Source organism: Paenibacillus sp. EB106-05-06-XG162 (assembly GCF_058791655.1).
This window is the reverse complement of the sequence record NZ_JBYTDT010000009.1, coordinates 131,708-152,614: the sequence shown is the minus strand read 5'-3', so window position 1 is coordinate 152,614 and position 20,907 is coordinate 131,708. Positions and strand designations below refer to the sequence as shown.

20 protein-coding genes and 1 riboswitch are annotated in these 20,907 nt (G+C 45.4%); of the genes, 3 read left to right on the top strand and 17 right to left on the bottom strand.

Going from position 1 to position 20,907, the window contains the following annotated elements; genetic code table 11:
* Positions 1-65: 65 nt before the first annotated feature.
* From AC3WU2_RS19265 to AC3WU2_RS19240, 6 genes are all read right to left on the bottom strand, one after another.
* Positions 66-806 carry a DUF4247 domain-containing protein gene (locus AC3WU2_RS19265; RefSeq protein ID WP_018755672.1) on the bottom strand — a complete coding sequence of 247 codons (741 nt, stop codon included), beginning with the start codon at positions 804-806 and terminating at the stop codon, positions 66-68.
* Between the two features lie 74 nt (positions 807-880).
* Positions 881-1,387, bottom strand: a complete 507-nt coding sequence (locus tag AC3WU2_RS19260) for a DUF4178 domain-containing protein (RefSeq protein WP_018755671.1) — start codon at positions 1,385-1,387, stop codon at positions 881-883.
* A gap of 38 nt (positions 1,388-1,425) precedes the next feature.
* Positions 1,426-1,830 (bottom strand): DUF350 domain-containing protein, encoded by a 405-nt coding sequence (locus AC3WU2_RS19255; protein ID WP_492456778.1) that lies wholly within the window; start codon positions 1,828-1,830, stop codon positions 1,426-1,428.
* 101 nt (positions 1,831-1,931) lie between these two features.
* Complete coding sequence (locus AC3WU2_RS19250; RefSeq protein WP_018755669.1) at positions 1,932-2,600, bottom strand: PspA/IM30 family protein; 669 nt, start codon at positions 2,598-2,600, stop codon at positions 1,932-1,934.
* A 254-nt stretch (positions 2,601-2,854) separates the two neighbouring features.
* Positions 2,855-3,787 carry a dihydroorotate dehydrogenase gene (locus tag AC3WU2_RS19245; RefSeq protein WP_492456696.1) on the bottom strand — a complete coding sequence of 311 codons (933 nt, stop codon included), beginning with the start codon at positions 3,785-3,787 and terminating at the stop codon, positions 2,855-2,857.
* Positions 3,768-4,469 carry a dihydroorotate dehydrogenase electron transfer subunit gene (locus AC3WU2_RS19240; RefSeq protein ID WP_492456695.1) on the bottom strand — a complete coding sequence of 234 codons (702 nt, stop codon included), beginning with the start codon at positions 4,467-4,469 and terminating at the stop codon, positions 3,768-3,770. The genes AC3WU2_RS19245 and AC3WU2_RS19240 overlap by 20 nt, the downstream gene beginning before the upstream one ends.
* A 190-nt stretch (positions 4,470-4,659) precedes the next feature.
* Between AC3WU2_RS19240 and AC3WU2_RS19235 the strand changes: the two genes are divergently transcribed.
* Positions 4,660-5,547, top strand: coding sequence for a polysaccharide deacetylase family protein (locus tag AC3WU2_RS19235; RefSeq protein WP_492456694.1), 888 nt, complete (start codon positions 4,660-4,662; stop codon positions 5,545-5,547).
* A 61-nt stretch (positions 5,548-5,608) separates the two neighbouring features.
* On the opposite strand, the gene AC3WU2_RS19230 is transcribed toward AC3WU2_RS19235, so the two are convergent.
* The 9 genes from AC3WU2_RS19230 to AC3WU2_RS19190 all read right to left on the bottom strand — a co-directional run bounded on the left by AC3WU2_RS19230 (position 5,609) and on the right by AC3WU2_RS19190 (position 16,192).
* Positions 5,609-6,340: a 3D domain-containing protein gene (locus AC3WU2_RS19230; protein ID WP_018755665.1), complete on the bottom strand. Its 732-nt coding sequence runs from the start codon at positions 6,338-6,340 to the stop codon at positions 5,609-5,611.
* A 2-nt stretch (positions 6,341-6,342) separates the two neighbouring features.
* A riboswitch (cyclic di-AMP (ydaO/yuaA leader) is annotated at positions 6,343-6,517 on the bottom strand.
* A gap of 170 nt (positions 6,518-6,687) precedes the next feature.
* Positions 6,688-8,034, bottom strand: coding sequence for an Nramp family divalent metal transporter (locus AC3WU2_RS19225; RefSeq protein WP_492456777.1), 1,347 nt, complete (start codon positions 8,032-8,034; stop codon positions 6,688-6,690).
* Between the two features lie 331 nt (positions 8,035-8,365).
* A complete protein-coding gene (locus tag AC3WU2_RS19220; RefSeq protein ID WP_492456693.1) occupies positions 8,366-9,088 on the bottom strand; it encodes an amino acid ABC transporter ATP-binding protein in 723 nt (240 codons plus the stop codon).
* Complete coding sequence (locus tag AC3WU2_RS19215) at positions 9,081-10,526, bottom strand: ABC transporter substrate-binding protein/permease (RefSeq protein ID WP_492456692.1); 1,446 nt, start codon at positions 10,524-10,526, stop codon at positions 9,081-9,083. Before AC3WU2_RS19215 ends, AC3WU2_RS19220 begins: the two co-directional genes overlap by 8 nt.
* A 362-nt stretch (positions 10,527-10,888) precedes the next feature.
* Positions 10,889-12,328, bottom strand: a complete 1,440-nt coding sequence (locus tag AC3WU2_RS19210; protein ID WP_018755661.1) for a sensor histidine kinase — start codon at positions 12,326-12,328, stop codon at positions 10,889-10,891.
* Entirely contained in the window at positions 12,321-13,022 is a 702-nt protein-coding gene (locus AC3WU2_RS19205) for a response regulator transcription factor (protein ID WP_018755660.1), read from the bottom strand. The genes AC3WU2_RS19210 and AC3WU2_RS19205 overlap by 8 nt, the downstream gene beginning before the upstream one ends.
* Positions 13,023-13,028: 6 nt before the next feature.
* A complete protein-coding gene (locus AC3WU2_RS19200) occupies positions 13,029-14,309 on the bottom strand; it encodes a hypothetical protein (protein ID WP_040674431.1) in 1,281 nt (426 codons plus the stop codon).
* Between the two features lie 32 nt (positions 14,310-14,341).
* Positions 14,342-15,310 carry a polysaccharide deacetylase family protein gene (locus tag AC3WU2_RS19195; protein WP_492456691.1) on the bottom strand — a complete coding sequence of 323 codons (969 nt, stop codon included), beginning with the start codon at positions 15,308-15,310 and terminating at the stop codon, positions 14,342-14,344.
* A gap of 153 nt (positions 15,311-15,463) precedes the next feature.
* Positions 15,464-16,192, bottom strand: coding sequence for a phosphonate ABC transporter ATP-binding protein (locus AC3WU2_RS19190; RefSeq protein ID WP_492456690.1), 729 nt, complete (start codon positions 16,190-16,192; stop codon positions 15,464-15,466).
* A gap of 126 nt (positions 16,193-16,318) precedes the next feature.
* On the opposite strand from AC3WU2_RS19190, the gene AC3WU2_RS19185 reads away from it, so the two are divergent.
* The gene (locus AC3WU2_RS19185; RefSeq protein WP_492456689.1) at positions 16,319-17,233 is read left to right on the top strand and encodes an ArsR/SmtB family transcription factor; all 915 of its coding nucleotides are present in this window, start codon (positions 16,319-16,321) and stop codon (positions 17,231-17,233) included.
* Positions 17,234-17,285: 52 nt separating this feature from the next.
* Complete coding sequence (locus AC3WU2_RS19180) at positions 17,286-18,032, top strand: HAD family hydrolase (protein WP_492456688.1); 747 nt, start codon at positions 17,286-17,288, stop codon at positions 18,030-18,032.
* Between the two features lie 24 nt (positions 18,033-18,056).
* Here the strand turns inward: AC3WU2_RS19180 and AC3WU2_RS19175 are convergent, their stop codons facing one another.
* Both AC3WU2_RS19175 and AC3WU2_RS19170 read right to left on the bottom strand, forming a co-directional pair.
* Entirely contained in the window at positions 18,057-18,572 is a 516-nt protein-coding gene (locus tag AC3WU2_RS19175; protein WP_492456687.1) for a DUF1648 domain-containing protein, read from the bottom strand.
* A gap of 13 nt (positions 18,573-18,585) precedes the next feature.
* Positions 18,586-20,853 carry a type IA DNA topoisomerase gene (locus AC3WU2_RS19170; protein WP_492456686.1) on the bottom strand — a complete coding sequence of 756 codons (2,268 nt, stop codon included), beginning with the start codon at positions 20,851-20,853 and terminating at the stop codon, positions 18,586-18,588.
* Positions 20,854-20,907: the final 54 nt, after the last annotated feature.

Sequence of the window (20,907 nt, the reverse complement as noted above, 5' to 3'; positions counted from 1 at the left end):
TACCGCAGCCTAATCTTGGCTGACATGCAAAGGTTTTTCTCAGTCTCAACCTGCGATGCGTTAGCTTATCGCCTGCCTCGCTTGGAGATTCTACCGCTTCCTGACTTCGTCCTTGGCGCCTTCGATTTCGAAGGAGAGAAGAACGAACCCGATCCGCTGCTCTTATTCTTGGAGATACTGCCTGAAGACTTCTTCTTGCTGAACAGTCCGCCCGAATCATCCGATTTCGAAGAACTGCTGCTTGAGCTTCCCCGTTTGAAAATAGAGCCTTTTCGTTCCACCGTCATTGGAGGAATCGATTTTTTCTCATTGGTGCTAGGTGCATGGTATTGTTTATTCGGCTTATACTTCTCATAGCTCGTATAACCGCGATAATTACCATATTTCTTGCCGCCGAAAGAATCAAATAGATCGCTTACAAGACTACCAATCAGATAAGCTTCCAAAAAGCTTGGGTTATAATTGCGCTGGACGTATTCTTTCGAGTCAACCTCAATGAGAGAATCCTCAGGCTTCTTCTCGTCCTTCATCACATGAATCCACTTGTCCGAGTAGACAAGGAACATATGATCCGGATCTTCCTTCGATTTCTGCTCCGGTTTCTGCTGGTCGGACAGCTCCGACGCTACAGCCGGAACGGTCTTCCCTTCTGCACGATAGATATACGAGGTCTCTGAACCCGACTTATTCACAGATTCGAGCGGATACGTATCGCTAACATTCGGAGAACCGCAACCCGTCAGAACCGAAGCCATTAACGCAACGACGAGTACACTTTTAATAATATACTGCAGCCATTTCGACACTTGGTTCACGCTCCTTGCTTCTAGCGGTTGTTCAAAAAATCATCGCCGACTTGTTGACCTCTCAATTCTAGCGATTACGTTCCTCTTAGGACCTGCACATCTCCAGAAATCACTTTGTCGCCCTCATATAACATGAATCTGCCATTCTGCCACTCGATGCGCAGCAGCTTATAATCATCCGATTGATACTGCCATACATATTGCTCCCCTGCTTGCATGAATGGCGTCTTGCCCGTTACGAGCACATTACCGGAATATTGCTCTTCCATGTAATACGTGCGGTCTTCCATTTCGATGGTCGTCGGAACTTCATCCGGTTCATCGAGTCGGCCATCAATTGGCTCGTACAAAGCATAGACGACTTGCTCACGTTCCTCAATATGCAAATAACGAATCGTATTCCCATCCTGCAATGTCAAGACAACGGCATTCCGTTGACGGTTATTCGTTCTTCCTGTAATTTGATAAGTGACTAATGATACTTCTACAGCATCACCAGGCCCAAGCTGCAGGATGCTCCGCTCCGCTTTGGGCGGCTCAGGCTTCGCTAGTATGTTCTTGATACGATTGAATATACTCATGTCTTACGCTCCTTCAATCTTAGATACCGTCGATTTCATTACAGACAAGCGGAGATGATCAATGCTCCGACAATATGCAGAGAACCTGCGAATAATGCATGCGGCATAAAGCCTTCCTTCGTGCCTTCATCCAGCTTTAGACCGAAGCTTCCACGCAATACCAAGCGAACAATCCACTCAAGCACGAGCAGGATGATAAAGGATACGACCGAGATGACAAGCCCATCCCAGAGACTATCCGTCTTTGCGATCGATGAGGACAGGATATAACCTTGCGCGAGCAGCTTCATGACGAAACGAGTTGTTACGGCTGTATTCCCCTTCTTGATCTCTTCCATATCTTTATACGGTGTAAACAGTGAGTCCACGAACATAATGACACAGAGTAGAACCGTGCCCATCCCCGTCCAGACAAGAATTCGCAGAATATCCTGAAATGCGATTGTCATGTTAAGCCTCCTCCAAAAAGGTTCCATTCATTGGGAAAGGAAGAAAAACGCCCTCGCGCTCCCCTTCCTTCCTACAACCATCGTACTTATCTTATTTATTTATTCTCGTATTGTTTCATAAGCGCTGCAAGCTCATCATCAACTACTTTGTCTTTGTTCAGTGCCGCAAATTCATCATCGAGCGATTTGTCTTTGGAAGCCATCTCATTACTTGCTTCAGCCTGTGCTTCCATTTGCAGCATTTTCTCTTCCATCCGTTTTAAGCCCGCTGCTGCTGTATCAGAACCAAAGCCAGTCATCGCTTTATTGATTTCATTTTGCGCTTTCGCCGCGTTGTAACGAGCAATCAGCGTCTCACGTTTGTTCTTCATCTCGGTTAATTGCTTGCGCATTTCTTCAAGCTTACCGCGAAGGTTATCTGCTGCAGCTTTGTTCTGATCGTAACCAATTTTGAACTCGTTCATCTTCTGCTCAGCAGATCTCTTCTCTTCCAATGCACGGCGGGCCAGATCAATGTTTTGCGCTTGCGCCGCCATGTGTGCTTGCTCTTCACGCTTCTTCACGAGCGCTACTTGCTCTTCATATTGCTGCTTGAACTTCTTCTCAATCGCGATTTGTTGTGCAACGGCTTTCTCGGCATCTTCCAAGTCTTCCGTCATGTCACGAATATATTGATCCGTCAATTTCACTGGATCTTCAGCTTTCTCAATGAGAGCATAGACATTCGATAGAGTTAGGTCGCGTAATCTTTTGAAAATAGACATGTGGTACTCCTCCTCAATGGATCTGTTATTATGTTTATGTTACTGTATTACGTCGTCATTTGGAATCCGGTTTCGAATTTTTTTCATAACCTAAATAAAATCATTCATAAAGTGCGCAGACATGCCTTGAAACCTGGATATACCTCGAATAAATTACACGATATTGTTCACGCATTGGAATGTATTCTATTCGAACTCCGTTATTAAGAAAAAAAAACACAGGGAATCTACTCTCCCTGTGTTGATTATGTTCATTATAAGATCCCACGAATTTCTTCCAGCGTAGAGACCTTCTCTTGTTCCATCCATTTCTTGATACCTTCTGTCATCTGTTCGCCTGCACGTGGGTTCATAAAGTTGTACGTGCCGATCTGGATTACCGAAGCCCCCGCCATAATAAACTCGATGACATCACTCGCAGTCGTAATCCCGCCCATGCCCATAATCGGAATCTTCACATGCTGAGCCACTTGGTGTACCATGCGTAAGGCTATTGGCTTAATTGCAGGACCTGACAAGCCTGCATAGAGGTTGTGGAAGACACTCTTGCGAAGACGCGTATCAATCTTCATTCCGGATATCGTGTTAATGAGTGATACCCCGTCCGCCCCTTCTACTTCACACATATACGCCATCTCTGCAATGTTCTCAGCGTTGGGCGATAATTTCACGACGAGCGGCAATGATGTCGCTTGACGAACTTCTCGAACAACCTGTCGTGCTGTCTCCGTCTGAACGCCGTAGGCGATCCCGCCTTCCTTCACGTTCGGACATGAAATATTCAACTCGATGATATCGATGGAACAGCGTCCAACTTCTCTCAGCTTCTTCTCATGCGCCGTAATCAGCTCTGCACCGATCCGATAATCCTCTATACAACCCCCGCCTAGGTTGACGATCCGTGCCGTATCCAACGTCTCCCAATAAGGGGCTTCTTCTTTCAGAAAATATTCAATCCCCGGATTCTCGAGGCCGACACTATTCAGCATACCAGAAGGGGTCTCCCAGACACGAACACCTGGATTTCCTGCCTTCGGAGCAAGGGTCAACCCTTTACCTGAAATACCGCCAAGTCGATTGATATCATAGAGCTTGGCATATTCTTTACCGAAACCAAACGTACCTGACGCCATCACAATTGGATTCTTAAAAGGTACACCCGCAATTTTACACGCCATGTTCTGCATCAAATCGAACCTCCTCCGCAGCAAATACCGGCCCATCTACACATGCCTTTCGATTTCCACCTTGGCACATGACGCTGCATACAAGACATGCACCAATCCCACAAGCCATCCGCTTCTCCAGCGAAACATAGACTTCTGCACCCGATCCTTGCGCACGTTCCACCAAAGCTTGCATCATGATATGCGGTCCGCACGTGATAATCGTGTCATACTTTGCGTAATTGATTTGATTCACAATAATTCCGCCCACATCACAGACAACGTCGCCTGCGAAGGGCCTAAATTCATCGACCAGATACGATTCTCGGCTAAACCCAAGATATATATCGGGTTGATGCAGCTGCTTCGCAGCTAGATATAATGGCGCGATACCGATTCCCCCACCGACGAGCGCCACCTTGCCTTGAGCCTCTGGGAAGCCATTGCCATACGGGCCTTCTAGTTGAATTGAGTCCCCCGCTTCAAGCTGCTTAAACCGTTCTGTCCCTTCCCCAATGACGTGATATAAGAAACTAATCTCATTCTTACTGAGATCATAAATACTGATAGGTCTGGAAAGCACAGGGTAATCTGACCACGCCCGAAGCATGTAGAATTGCCCCATTCGCCCTTCAAACTGCCCTTCGATTTTCATCAGGTATACGTCTTTTGCGATCTTGACATTCGATTTAACAATATTCACATGCGCCCTCCTAATATACAGGGTTTTGGCCTCCTTATACTATGACTTGCGATGCTAGCAGAAGCTGTGACAATGTTCACATTGGAGCTTTACTCCGTTGGTAACATTCGCATAATTCACCATTGAAAAGGACATAACAAGGAGACGGATTCCGAATGTGCATATTAGAGTATGAAGGGAGGGGATTCGCTTGCGTTCGTGTTGTATATTGTTCCTAGTCCTGCTGGTTCTCTGTGGCGGTTGTTCAAATTCTTCAAATTCCTCACCGCTTCCCAAGGCACTAGAGACATCCCCCGTTACACTTCATTCCGAAGAAACGGATAATAAGCCTGAACCAGGTACGACAAGACAAACGGTCTCACATCGCAAGAAATCTGAGCGCACCAAGTCTAAACGACAATCTCGTGCTGAAGAAAGCTATCGAGCATTATCCGCTTTGCGCCACAAGTACCCTGCGATCTTCAAGAATAGCGGAGCTTCCTATTCCAGACGTGTATCCTTAACTTTCGATGACGTGCCTGATGAATTCACAGGTAAAGTGCTAGATGTGTTAAAAGAATATAACGTGAAAGCGACATTTTTCGTTATGGGTTACCGAGCAGAAAAACATCCTGATATCATAAGACGTATGGTGCGAGAAGGACATCTCGTTGGCAACCATACCTACAATCATCCTCTGCTCACGAAATTGTCCATGGTCAAATTCAAACAGCAAATCTTGCGGACGGACGCTATACTGCATCGAATTATCGGGTATCACCCCAAGTTCATTCGCCCCCCTTATGGGGAGATCAATGAGCAGCAAGTAAGGTGGGCTGGGAGCCAAGGGTATATCATTGTCAATTGGAATGTTGATTCGCAGGATTGGCGAGGTCTTAGCGCTCAAAGGGTCATGAGCAATATCTTAACGACAACCCGGCCGGGTTCGATCATTTTGCAGCACGCTGGAGGGAATGTTGGGGGCGTCTTGAATGGAACGTTGGAAGCTCTGCCTCGCGTGATTGAACGATTAAAAAATAAGCGTTATCAATTCGTCACACTCACCGATATGTTTCATGTGCGTAAGAACAATGCATAACGCGATGAACGCAGAAACGCTTCCTGCATCCTTGTTCAAGGATGGGAAGCGTTTTTCGCATTTAGGATAATACAAATACTTTTACATTTTGAATGCCGAATTTACTTGCACTCGATTGCGTTGTATCTACGAAGATATCAATGCGATTCCCTTTTATGCTGCCGCCAATGTCATTGGCTCTACCGACGAACCCACCGGCTGGCAGACCGTTGAATGAATAACCCGTTACGAATACTTTAGTACCTAGCGGAATCATATCAGGGTCTACAGCAATGGTACCATGCGTTAATTGATTACCGAAATAATCTTTTCCTGCCCATGATCCATTCTCACTAGCAGCTGCAGTATAGGCTGTCGCTTTCACATTTAAGGATTTCTTGTAGCTTGTAGGTTCTCCAGAGATATGGACCACATTATCCGACGATGCAGATGCAGACACTGCTGCTTCCTTTTTCTTCGGTGCTGGTTTCTCTTCTTTAATCACAGCAGGTTCCGATGCAGATTTTGCAGTCACCTTCGAATCTGCCACAGGCGGTGCTGAGGCAACCTCAGCTTTTGTTTCTTTGGCTCCAGGAAGTTCAATCTTTAATCCTTGATAGATATTGAGGGGATCGACGTTCGGATTCGCCTTCATGAGATCATTCATATCGATGCTGTTCGTCTTTGCGATTTTGAAGAACGTATCTCCGTCTTTCGCGTAATAAGGCGCTGCTGCAACAACAGTAATCGATTGAATAGCTAAGAATGCAGTAAACAACGTAATGGACAATTTCTTCAGATTAAAAATTTTCATAATTCCTCCTTTTCATACGCCTACGAGGTTAGTTGTCGGGTTTGGGTTGAGGATACAACCCTACGCTCACGGCGCTTCACCCCTAGCTGAATCGATTCTTGTGGATTTTGGTATTATCCGTTCAGCTGTGAATCATCCCCCGCACTTCAACAAGCGAAGTTTCGGCTCAATCAATATATCACAACTTTGTAACCAGTGCGCAAGCAAATTTTAACAAATCGTGCAACCGCGCGGTATATCAGCATTTTTTGTGATTAATTTTTTGATACAATTACAGCAAAAAGACCTATTCTTCGAGTTTTGAGGCTCGAATCGAATAGGTCTTCCGATGAAAAAACGACTTTTATTTAGCCAAAAAAGGTACTGTATAACAGATATGCATTCAATACAATGATGACGATGGTTACGAACCATGCCGTCCATTTGATCCAAGACTTATTGACAAACTCACCCATTTTCGCAGGATCGCTTGTAAATTTAACGAGTGGTACGACTGCAAAGGACAGCTGGAGCGAGAGAATCACTTGACTCAGGATGAGCAAATCACTAACACCCTTCTCACCATACATTACCGTTACGATAACCGCTGGAATAATAGCGATCATCCGCGTAATTAAGCGGCGCAGCCATGGTTTGAGTCGAATATTCAGGAAGCCTTCCATGACGATCTGTCCTGCTAACGTTCCTGTTAACGTCGAGTTCTGGCCCGATGCGAGTAGAGCGACCCCGAAAACGATACTGCCTAGTGTTGTGCCGAGTAGTGGTGTCAACATATGATAGGCATCTCCGATATCCGCAATGCTCGTCATGCCCGCTTCATGGAAGGTGGCAGATGCAATGATCAAAATCGATGCATTGATGAATAACGCGAATAATAGGGCGATGGATGAATCCCAAGTCGAGTATTTAATAGCTTGGCGTTTCCCTGCCGAGTTCTCGTCGTAGCCCCGGGTCTGTACAATGGATGAGTGCAGATACAAATTATGAGGCATGACGGTGGCCCCTAGAATTCCGATCCCAATATACAACATCGTTGGGTTCGTAATGATCTCAGCACTAGGAATGAATCCACGTGCAATTCCACCAAGATCCGGTCTGGATAAGAAATATTCAACCGCAAAACAGCCGCCAATCGTTACGATCAATAAAATGACTAATATCTCGATATATCGAAACCCTTTGTTCTGAAGAAGCAGAACGATGAGGACATCCACTGCGGTGATTAATACGCCATATACAAGTGGAATCCCGAATAACAAATTTAACGCTATCGCTGACCCGATGACTTCGGCCAAATCACAAGCGGCTATCGCCAGCTCACACAGCACCCACAATACGAAATTCACTGGTTTCGTATAATGATCTCGGCAAGCTTGCGCAAGATCACGCCCCGTTACGATCCCTAGTTTGCCAGCAAGTGCCTGCAGTAACATCGCCATCAAGTTGGAAATGAAGATAACAGACAGTAGCGTATAGCCGAACATCGAACCTCCGGCAATACTCGTCGCCCAGTTCCCCGGATCCATGTAACCTACGGCAACAAGATAACCTGGGCCTGCAAATGCTAAAAACTTCTTGAGCCATGAACCTGTCTTAGGAATTTTCATGGAACGATAAACTTCAGGTAAAGAATGCTGATCTCGTTCTTGTCGCCATGCCTTCTTCGCAAAAGCTGGTTCACTCAATGGTTTCATTTCTACATTGTTCTCCACAACGATCACTCCTATCTAACTGGTGGTACTTCCCTCATACCTGTCTATGTCAATTGTGTATTGGACAAAATATTTTTCCTTAGTGCAACTTTTAGGGTAAAAATAAAAGCCACTTCAATGTATCTTATTCAGAGGAATCATAAATGTTCTACTCATTAAATTGTACTAGGGAAACTTTTTTTGTCAATGCCTAAATTTCGGCACCCCACCAACAATTGATCAAAATACCCGTGTCACGACTGTCTTCATCTTAGGATTCTTATGCAAAAATCCCCCGTCCTTGCTTGGACGGAGGATTGTAAGAATCGATCTATTAGAGTACTTTGCTAAGAAATTCTTGCGTACGCGGATGCTTCGGATGACTGAATACCGTCTCCGGATCGCCTTCCTCCACAATATTCCCGCCATCCATGAACACGATTCGATCACCGACTTCGCGGGCAAATCCCATCTCATGCGTGACGATCACCATCGTCATCCCTTGTGCTGCGAGGGACTTCATGACATCCAGCACTTCCCCGACCATTTCTGGATCAAGCGCTGATGTCGGCTCATCGAACAACATCACATGCGGCTGCATAGCAAGCGCACGAGCGATCGCAATACGCTGCTTCTGCCCACCGGATAATTGCGAAGGATAAGCGTTCTTCTTATCTTCGAGCCCCACTTGCCGCAGCAAATCCAGAGCAATATTCACGGCTGAAGCTTTATCCATCTTCAATACCTTGATCGGCGCCAATGTAATATTATCTAGCACAGTCATATGAGGGAATAAATTAAACTGTTGGAACACCATGCCCATTTTCTCACGTGTGGCATTGATGTTATGCGACTTATCGGTAATCAAATTCCCTTCGAATTGGATTGTGCCCTTGGTTGGAGTTTCTAGCAGGTTGAGACAGCGTAGAAATGTGCTTTTCCCCGATCCACTTGGACCGATCACAACGACAACTTCCCCTTTTTCGATATTCATATCAATACCTTTAAGAATTTCGAGCTTGCCGAAATGTTTGTGCAGGTCTGTAACCTTAATCACTTGCCTTCAGCCTCCGTTCTGCGACTCCAAGTAGCTTAGAGCACGTAAATGTAAGAATGAAGTACAGCACAGCCGCAATGATAAGCGGTGGTAACCCTGCATAAGTGCTTCCACGTACAACTTCTTCTTGGAACATAATATCTGTAATCCCGATCAGGGAAACAATGGACGATTCTTTAATAATAACAACGAACTCATTACCAATCGCCGGAAGCACTTGCTTCAGAGCTTGCGGGAGAATAATGTAACGCATCGCCATGCTTTGGCCCATCCCAAGTGAACGTGCAGCTTCTAGCTGTCCTTTGTCAACAGACTCAATACCTGCACGGAAGATCTCCGCAAGATATGCCGCACTATTGAGGGATAATGCTATCGCACCTGCAATGAATTTCGGGAACTCAATACCAATAGAAGGTAATCCGAAGTAAATAATGAACAACTGAACCATAAGCGGTGTCCCGCGTAAAAACTCAATATAGGCTATAGCCAACCACTTGAATGGCTTGATTCGAGAACAGCGCATCAGAACTAGAATAACACCAAGAATGAAGCCGAACACAACGGTAACAAGCGATAAGAGTAACGTCCACCATACCCCATTAAGGTATGTAGACTTGTACTGCATGAGGATCGTCCATATGTTGGAATCGCCTTCTTCAGCAAGCTTCGTTGCATCTGTTACATATTTCTTCACCTTATCTTCGCTCATCAAGCGATCAATGGTCTTATTCATTTGACTCACAAGATCTTCGCGGCCCTTCTTCACGGCAACTGCATAACCATTATCCTCTGACTTCGGTCGTGCGTCTGCAATAGCGAGTGTTGAACGGTTCTTCTCGTAAGATTCTGCAACTGGCAGCTCGACGATTAAGGCATCCACGCGTTTGGATTCAAGGCTAAGCAGGATATCTGACATTTTACTCAGCGCATCAACCTTGGCATTCGGAATAGCACGGGCAATATCTTCGTAAATCGTCGACTTCTGAGCCCCAATACTCTTCCCGATCAAATCATCCATCGTCTTATACTTATCTTTGTCTTCAGCACGTACCAAGACGGCTTGATCCGATGTATAGTAGATCGATGAAAAGTCTACATTCTTCTTACGTTCTTCCGTTGGATTCATGGCCGCCATGGCGATATCAATCTTACCGGAGTTTAACGCGAGCAGTAGACTGTCAAATTTCATATCTTCAATGACGAGTTCTGCACCCATATCTTTCGCGAGCTCTTTCGCGATCTCAATATCAAATCCTACAATTTCATCCGTACCGTTGATTTTCTTATGAAACTCATACGGAGGGTAATCTGCACTTGTTCCAAGTACCAATTTTTTACTATTGGTTGATTGTCCAGACGCATCGGAATTCACTCCACTACAACCGGCAATCAACATGATCGTTAATAAACATGCTAGCAATGCGTTAATTCTTTTCATTCGATCAATCCTCTTATGTCTTATTATCATGGCGCAAGGAGAATTATACGTTATCATGCATGAATATACAACCATTATTTTCGACAAAATTCGATAAATCCAAAATTTTCCTTATTAATCAAATATAGCGTTGGTCAATTTCCGAAAAGATGGAATACTCAGGTTATCTTCGTCATTTTAGGATGCCCTTCAGCGACAAAGACATGCGCTAACTCAACAGGCAGTGATATTAGAGAACCCCAGCTTCCCCGCCAAATAGGTGAGTACTGCCGTTGCAGAATTTCCATAGCATGCCAAAAAGGCGATAATTATAAGTATCGCCTTTCATATAAGGTATATGATTCATTTCTACGCGTTATCGATTACACATCAGACTCGTCCTGAATGATCTCATGCATTTTATCGCATTTCGGCAAAGATACGATGACGGACGTTCCTTCCCCCGAAATACTCGTGATGGTTAGTGTCCCTCCATGCTGCTCGACCAATTCTCTCGTAATCGCGAGACCAAGTCCTGTGCCCCCGCCTAACGGATTCACCTGGTAGAACTTCTCCGTCACTTTGGTGATGTGATCTTGAGTAATTCCTATACCTGTATCACGAACCGTTACGATACATTCCTTCGGCTCATATTCGATATGAATGAAGATGTTCGATTGGACATGCGAGAACTTAAGGGCATTATCGATGATATTTAAGAATACTTGCTTCAATCGATTGAAATCACCAATGATCGGTTCCGGTACGCCGCTCACATTAATCGTAAGCCGTACCTGCTTCTGTTCCGCTTTGGTCCGAACTTGAAGCTTCGTCTCTGTCAGGAGCCCTATTATATCAACAGGATCTTGATGCAGCTTCACTTCTTTCTGCTGCAATCTTGAGAAATCCAACAGCTCTTCAACAAGCCCAATCAATCGATCTGTCTCCTTAGCAATAATCGTCATCCCCAGCTTCGTCTCTTCAGGATCAGAGAAATTGCCAGATACGAGCGTTTCCGTCCATCCTTTGATTCCTGTCAACGGTGTGCGGAGCTCGTGGGAAATCGAAGATACGAAATCATTCTTCACCTGATCGCTGCGAACGATTTCTTCAGCCATATAGTTCAGTGATGAGGCTAATTCACCTAGCTCATACCTGTACTCCCCTTCGACTCGCACATCAAACCGTCCCTTCGCCATCTGCGCAGAGAACGCCGTAATGTTGTTGATCGGTTTGACGATCGAATTCGCAAGACCAAAACTGATCAGCAGAACCACCGCGAGTACGACGATGCCCACAGCGACTGAAATGAGTATAATGTTCGATATTTTATTGTTGATGGCTTCGAGCGACGTCACGTATCTCAGAATATACAACGTCTGGCCTTGATCCTTAAGCGGTGTCGAAACAGCCATCACATGCTCGCCCGTGCCGACCTGACTTCCAATCCACGTTTCTTGTTTGCCATGGACTGCTTGCGCGATGTCGGAAGTCTGTATTCCTTTCTCCACTTGGAACCCTGACGAACTAATCAGCACATCGCCCCGCGTATTTAAGACTTGCAGCTCGGTATTCTCTAGATTGAACATTTTCAGAATATCTGGCAAGTAATTCGGGTCATTCTCCGATGCATAGGACACACCGACGAATTTCTGGTAATACGATGTGGCTTGATTCGCATGATTCGACATGTAGTTCGATATTGTATTGTAATAATAGGACTGGATCGAGATCATGAAGATCACCTCGACGATCATAATCGTCAAGAATACGACGATGAAATAATGCATGACGACGGATCGCCGCAATCCTTTTTTAAACATGTCGGCTTCCCTTCCACTTGTATCCATGACCCCATACGGTTTCAATGAACATCGGTGTGGACGGGTCATCTTCCAGCTTCTGACGCAATCTTCGAATATTTACATCCACAATTTTGGGATCCCCCATGTAATCCTTGCCCCAGACATGATCCAGCAAGACATCGCGGCTAAGCGGCACATCCTCGCGCTCCAGGAATAATTGAATCAAGGAGAACTCCGTTGGCGTCAACTCGATAATTTGATGATTTTTCTTGAATTGTTTGGCGATCAGATCAAGTGTGAATGGTCCTGATTCGAAGCTAATCTTCGCACCGGACTCACTATGCACATTGACCCGTCGCAACAAGGATTGAATCCGAGCGATTAATTCTGTTGGACTGAATGGTTTGCTCACATGGTCGTCAGCACCAACGGAGAGTGCATAGACTTTATCCTGTTCCTGAACCTTAGCCGTCAAGAAAATAATACCGATCCGCTCGTTCGTCTCCCGAATTTTACGACAGACCTCAAATCCGTCAATGCCTGGCACCATTACGTCGAGTAGTGCAATATCGAATGTCGGGTCGGCGTTGAATTTCTCAAGCGCTTCTTCTCCGGTCGCCGCTTCAACAACCTCTAGTCCATTTCGTTTTAAATTAATCACGATAAAACTGCGAATGGATTCTTCATCTTCAAGAATTAGAACTTTACTCATGAAATGTCACCTCTTTGTTATTTCAATTGGCGTGAGTTCAACATTGCCTTTCCCTGAACTCAAATCATAACTGCTGCGAAGACCAATAATATGCTCTTCGGTTCTCGCAAGCATTTTCCATCCTGTATGGTTCTTCTCCCATGCAGATAACGAGAAGAATCGGATCTCTGCCATCGTCTCGCCTGTATCGATATTGATGAAATTGAGGTATTCTTCCAATTTGGATCTTCGAGAAATCGTTACTTTATGATGCCATTCCGGCGGGAAATTGAAGTAGAACCGATCTTGTAAATCCCGATACTGCTCAAGAACGAACTTCAGCCCATGATCTCCATCCCATTTATGATATGTTATGAACCATGGAATACCTGCGAGACCCTCATCTTCCCAACCATATGGCGTCTCCAGCATGGCAATCTCCAGAATACCGTCCTTATCTTCATCGGAGCTATAAGTTGCATAAGGTTTATATGTCTGTTCCGATGAGAGCACCTTTGTAAGCTTATTATCCTTCATTATAATGACGTCCGTATACGCGGAATGTGCACCTACGGAAGCATCGAGCACGATCCCTTGCACATCTTCAGATACTTTCCCGGTCACGACGTTGTAATACGTATTGACGGTTGGATCCAACTTCAGTGAACTTAACGGTTCGAACTTCCCTGTAATTTCATTGTACTGAATCGAAGTCAGCTCGGCTGTCTGGCCCTGCTTGAAGTTCAAGAGACTAATCTCGAACTTTCCATCCCCGTTCAAATCATTAATGACATACGAGGAATATGATTTTTCTAACATTTTAACCATTTGATTATCTTTGTAAGAATAGACAATAAGGCCTTTCTGTACTTCTGTATCACCACTTGAATAGCCGACGATCATCTCGATAGTCCCGTCATGGGTTACATCAACCAGATCAAAGGAATCGAGTTCAAAGCCTTCTCCATCGAAATCCAATTTTTTACGCCATGTATCTCCATTATTCTCCCAGATCATGCCATGAATTCGAACCGGTTGATCTGGAGTTCGATAGAATACTACAGCTTCGCTGATCCCATCATGATTAAGATCCGTAATGCGAATGGCACTCGTATCATTAATATTCGTCGGCCGGATGATGGAGCCCCCTTCGGGAAGATCTTCCATAATCAGGCTATACAGATTTGCCTTATCTTCAGGCAAGCGAGGGATGCTCATTAATGCCCGAGGATCCTTCGTAATTTCACAGCCGCTCAGCACGATCATCAGGCAGCTAAATAGGAGAATAACGGACAACCTACATTTCAACCTTGATCACACTCCCTTATTTCACCTTGCCCTTAGCCTTTACTGAATTGAATCGGTTTAAGCGTCTCGTTTAGCGTCTTGAATTGATATCCGCGATCTTTCAAGAACTTCAACACTTGCGGTAAGTACTTGAGCGTTTCCTTTCGGTCATGCATTAGGATAACAGGCGAAATATTCTTCTTCTCGAGTCCCAGTACTTCTTTCTTCACGGTATCCACGTAACGTGCATCCCGGTATTTCCAGTCAAGGCTATCGACATTCCAATCCCATAGTGTAAATCCAGCATCTTTGACAGCCTTCATATAGTCTTTCGTCATATATGGCGCACTACCATACGGCGTGCGGATAAGCCAAGTCTCTTCTCCTGTCAATTTCTGAATTGTCTTCTGCCCTGCTGACATCTCACTAACAACTGATGTCCTGGATGCATAATATTTCTTCACTTGATGCGATACACCATGCATCGCTGGCATATGTCCCTCTTTGACTAGACGCTTCACAGCATCCGGGTACTTGCGCATATTCGGTTCTAACATGAAAAAGGTTGCTTCGACATCATACTCTTTAAGCACGTCGAGTAATCCCATCGTATGCGGACTCGCTCCATCATCAAATGTTATATATGCTATTTTACCGACAAGTGGTTTCGTCGCTTTGTTAGGCTGCTTCATTTCTGGTTGTTTCGGCTTATCAGATTCTTTCTGTTGATCTGATTTATCCGTCGGCTTCTTCGTATCGGGTTTGTCCTCTTTCGAACGCGGAGGCTGAACTTTCGAACCCTCTTTATTCTTCTCGCTATCCTTCTGCGGTGTCGAAGGCTCAGAAGGCTCCATAGCATCACCAGGATTATACGTAGAAGTTGTTACGGTCGGCGATGGCGCCTCCGTTAAATTGCTTTTCACCTGAACCTTTGATGAATCTCCCAAAACAGTCATTTGAAAAATAACATAGGCACACGCGATCAGCATGATTACTAACGCAATTTTCGTCTTGTTTTTCATATTGATCTCATCCTATTCTATGTAATCTACTCTATCACTACACTTCTCAAATTATAGAGTAGCACAGCAAAAAAAGAGTGACAAAGACATTACAATGCTCGTCAATTCGATCACTCTTTCGACATAAATATTCATCATAATCTATCAATCATATTAATTGAATATTTTATTTTTCTCCGCCTGCATCAGACGGCGTCCCTTCACATCGACCACAATCTTCCCTTGTGAGAGTCCAATCAATCGACTCGCATAACGTTCTGCTAATTCAACCTGTTGAATAACGGCAATAACCGTAATCCGTTGCTCACGACATAACTTCTGAAGCTGCTGCATGACCGAATCCACGGATTTCGGGTCGAGACCTAATACAGGCTCATCGGCCAGAATAACTTTCGCCCCGTGCACAAGCGCACGCGCCAACGCAACACGCTGACGTTCACCGCCGCTTAATTGTTCAATCTTAAGCTTCGCTTTATCTAGCAGCCCTACTTGCTCAATCGTATCCATTGCACCCATATAATCATCAGAACGGACCATCCCCGTCGCCATACGCCAGAGCGGCGTTTGATGATATTGTCCGATCAAGACGTTCTTAAGTGCCGTTTTCTTCGGATGCAGCGTCGGACTCTGCTCGATATATGCGCACTCCCGTCGAATTTTACGTGTTCCTGCGAACTTGTTCGCGAAAATATCCATATCATCAACCATGTACTTTCCCGATGTCCATTTCTCACGCATAGCAAGGCATTTCAGAAAGGTTGATTTACCACTGCCGCTCGGACCAATAATTGCGATAAACTCCCCTTCTTCTACTTCTAGACTAATATGATCAAGGATTGTCGATTCGGGTATTTTTTTCAACAATTTATCAACTTTCATCATCACGTTATTCTCCTTCTGCGGATCTATCGTTATACTGAACATAATAGTGGACAATTGGTTGTAAAACAAGCCATAATAACAAGAGCAGTTCTTCGGACTGTGACTTGTATGGGAGGAATTTGTATCATGAGTTATCAGATCAAAGTCTATCATTCTTCAATGTATGAACTATTGTGCAGCTTCTTGATATATACGACACGGAAGTGGACTGATGATTTAGATTGGGGTCAGGAGTGGATTGATGACGTATCCTGTCGACTCGATCCAACCATTGTCGAGCAAATCGATACATTTCGTTCATCGGAAATGATAGACTACGATATCCTCTATTTGTGGACAATCCAACGTGAGCCGAAGACGGATATCCCATCATGTCTTCATTATCTAGAGACTTGCGATTTGGACGAGCTGTACGCACAGACAACCCCTTATGTCGATCATGTGGCCAAAGAGGACGTTGCACGCATTCGCGACTCTTATACACCGTTAATCAAAGCATGGTACGAGCAATATTTTGCCGAGATTGAGCATACAATAATACCGTTTCTTGAAGAAGATGCGAAGGAGAAGCAGCAGCTGATCTCCAAGATGGATCCGATCGACCTTGTCGAATATGCGACGAATGGTGTCGTCGTTGAGCCCCTAGATCACTTACATACGATCATACTCATGCCTATGATTCATAGCCGCCCTGTGAACTATTATGTAAAATTGAACGGGATGCTGCTGATTCAATATGCGATTGACTTGCCAGAGACGAATGAGCATCAAGTTCCCATTGGTCTCGCTCGCTTCACGCGTGCACTATCTGACCCAAAACGTTTGTTGATATTGCGTTACCTTGCGCAAGAGCTGCGGTCAACATCCGAAGTCGCTGAGATTATGCAGATGACTCCCGAAGCTGTCGGCTCACATATTCGAATCCTACGCGTCGCAGGCTTGCTGCGCACACATCTTAATGATGAGAATGAGAAATACAGTATCCGTGCAGATGGGATTGCTGAGATGCAGCTCTTCCTTGAGTCGTATCTGCGCCTCTAGCCATCAACGTTCATCAAAGAAGCAACTGCTTAAAGAAAGGAGTGAAATCACGATGACACAGCAAACAACACAGCAGAATATTATCTTCGATCTCGACGATACGCTTATTTATTGCAACAAATACTTCTACCTCATCATCGAACAATTCTTAGATCTTATGGAGACGTGGTTTCACACGTATGATATCAGGACGGAACACATCAAGAAAAAGCAAATCGATATTGATCTCGAACGCGTAAATCGAGACGGATTCGTTAGCGAGCATTTCCCCGAGTCCTTCGTTGATACGTACCGCTATTTCAGTGTTCTACACGGAAGACCTGTGCATCCGAAGGAAGAAGAGCAGCTAATGCAGCTCGGGCGCAGTGTATATGAGCAGCCTGTTGAGCCTTACCCTGGGATGTTCGAGACATTGTCGCATCTCCGTGAAGAAGGACATACACTCTCCCTCTATACTGGCGGAGAGATCCTCATCCAACAGCGAAAAATCGATGAGATGAAGCTGAAAGAGTTCTTCCATGATCGTATCTACATTCGTCAGCATAAGAATCGAGAAGCACTCGAATCGATCTTGTACGAAGGTCAATTCGATCGGCAGAAGACTTGGATGATTGGGAACTCGTTGCGGACGGATGTCACCCCTGCACTTGAAGCCGGACTCAGCGTCATCTACCTCAAGCAGCAAAATGAGTGGAAATACAATATGGTGGACTACACGCTTGACCCAGACGCTACTTTGTACACCGTCACGTCATTAAATGAAATACCAGAGGTGCTGAATCAGCACTTACTATCTTAAACAAAAAGCCTCTAACGTAGTTCGCTACGCTAGAGGCTTTTTGGAGTTACGCAACATGAGGAACAGACACCACCCGATTGTACACAGCATCACAGCTATACAGACAGGGAATAGCCAGAAGCTAACCCCGTGATTTTCCCCTACAGCGGTCTGCAGCATACTCCATTCGATATAACTAAGCACAAGGATCGTCTCAAGCTTCAGCCAGCTGACAAGGAGTCTTGATAATGTGTACTTCTCTTGTACATTCTCAGCCGTAATGACAACGGGATAATTGAATCGATGCGGATAACGGCTCACAATTGAAAATGCAATGTACAAGATGAGGCTGACTCCCGGCAAGAGCAGTAGAATGGTTCTGCTCCCCCATCCATCAGCGTCCCCTTCTGCATTAAAGTGGATTGGCACTTGACTCGGCAGACTATTCCATAATAAGCCGATGTAAAGAATAATGACACATAAGACCGCAATGGAAATCGTGTCATGCCATATTTCAGAATACGTCTTAGGAATGGAAATACGAATACGCTGTGAAGCCACGGCACTATCCTCCTCATGTTCGTTCTAACTTCAGCTCCCCTGTCTCAGGGTTCGAGAGTATCATTCGTGCCTTGTACGTCGTTCCATCTTCCTCTTTGAAAGACAGCGGTTGTGTGCTCCCTTTACTAAGCAGGGATCGAATCATCGTATCTGTCACCGTCTTGCCTAGGCTCGACTTCCAGATAACGAACTTGCAGCCTTCCTTGAAGTGATTGCAGCCATATCCTTTCCGGCCCATAATAATGGAGCCGTCACAGCCTGTTCGCGGGCAAGGCCCAATTGGTTCAAGCGTCAATGCAGTAGCTGTATTCGAATCCTTGGTCGATGATTCGGGCTTGGATGCTGCAGTTAAAGCCTTGCGCTCCGTCTTTTGCGTTGATTTTCCCTTCGTCGGCTTCGCATGGTCATTCGGGTCACCGAAAGCTTCCTTCGAGACTGGGCGCTGCACTCGAACTTTATCAACAATGAACATCGTAAATTTCTTCACGTTCTCCATAAATCGTTCATTCGATGCTTCGCCTTTCGATATTTGATTCAATCGTCGTTCCCACTGACCTGTCATATCCGGCGAAGTCAGAAGATCAACCCCTGCGTGACGAATGAGCTCGATAGCCATTCTGCCTTTCTGGGTGACGGTTATTCGCTTGCCTTGCATCACGATGTAGCCGACATGCTTCAGTCGTTCAATCGTAGCCGCGCGAGTTGCTGGTGTGCCTAGTCCTGCATCCTTCATTGCATCCCGCAGTTCTTCATTCTCAATCTGCTTGCCCGCGCTTTCCATCGCCTTCAGCAATGTCCCTTCGGTATAAGCTTTGGGAGGCTGTGTGTTCTTTTCTTTAATCGTAGCCTCGATGCACTTCGTCTCCGCATCAGGATTGACCTGGAAAGGCTCCGTCGTTAATTCCTCTGGTTCTTCCTCTTCACCGTCTTTCCCTGCCGGTCCTTTACCTTTCGACTTGCCTCCCGCCTTACCCTTGGGCTCGTCTGAGACGACAGCTTTCCAACCGATGAAGAGGAGTTCCTTCACATTCGTCTTGAACGTCTCCCCTTCGACCTCTGTAAGCAATGTATGCTGCTTATATTCAGCAGGTGGATAGAACTGCGTGAGGAATCGACGAACAACCAAATCATAGATCTTCTGCTCATCAGGCGCTAATGTGCCCGGTCGCTTCAAGGTCGGAAGAATCGCATGGTGATCTTCGACTTTACTCGGATTACAGACGGATTTATTATTCACATGCACGAGAGAAGGCTTCGCACCTTCTGCATATTCCTTGTACGCCGTCGATTTGAGCATATGTAGCGTCTTATGCATCGGTTCGATATTCTGTTCGGTGACATAGTTCGAATTTGTTCTTGGGTACGAGATCACTTTATGCTTCTCATACAGCGCCTGTGCCAAGTCTAATGTCTTCTTCGCAGAGAAGCCGAATTTCGCATTCGCATCCCGTTGCAATAACGTTAAATCATACAGCTTGTATGGGTATTCCTTCGTTTCTTTCACGTCATAACTTGCCACGGTCGCCGGCTTGTCCTTTACCTTTGCTGCGAGCGCATCAGCGACCTCCTTCGAGGTCATTCGTTCGCCTTGCCAAATCCCTTGATAAGTCGATTCTGGTTGAGCGAAATCCGCGATGCAATCGTAGAAGGTTAGAGAATCAAAGGCTTCAATCTCCTTCTGTCGATCATAGATCAATGCCAGAACAGGGGTCTGTACACGCCCTACAGACAACAGATTCCGATGCTTGGTTGTAAATGCACGCGATGCATTCATCCCAATAAGCCAGTCTGCTTCACTCCGCGATCTTGCAGCGAGTGTCAGATTCTCGAAATCCGCGCCAGCACGAAGGGATGCAAAGCCGTCGCGAATCGTCTCCGCCGTTAAATCCGATATCCAGAGTCGTTCGACTGGCTGGTGAAGCTTTAAGTACTGCTGAATTAACGCAAAAATATACTGCCCTTCTCGCCCAGCATCGCATGCGTTAACCAGGTGGTTGCATCGCTTAGCAAGCTCACCAATCACCTTCAATTGATCTTTCGTCTTCGCATTGGCGATGATTTTGAAATGATCCGGTATAATCGGCAGATCAGAAAAATTCCATTTCTTATATTTATCATCATACAAATCAGGCTCTGCAAGTCCCACGAGATGCCCGATTGCCCACGTAATAATATATCTCTCCCCTTCAATATACGTTCGGTTGTTCTTGCCCTTCGGCTCGATGACGGCGGCAATCGTCCGCCCCATATCCGGCTTCTCGGCAATGACTAACGTCTTCACGGTTCAGCGCCTCCCCTTTTCAATCCGCCTTTCACTTGCTCTCTTGTTCCGGCA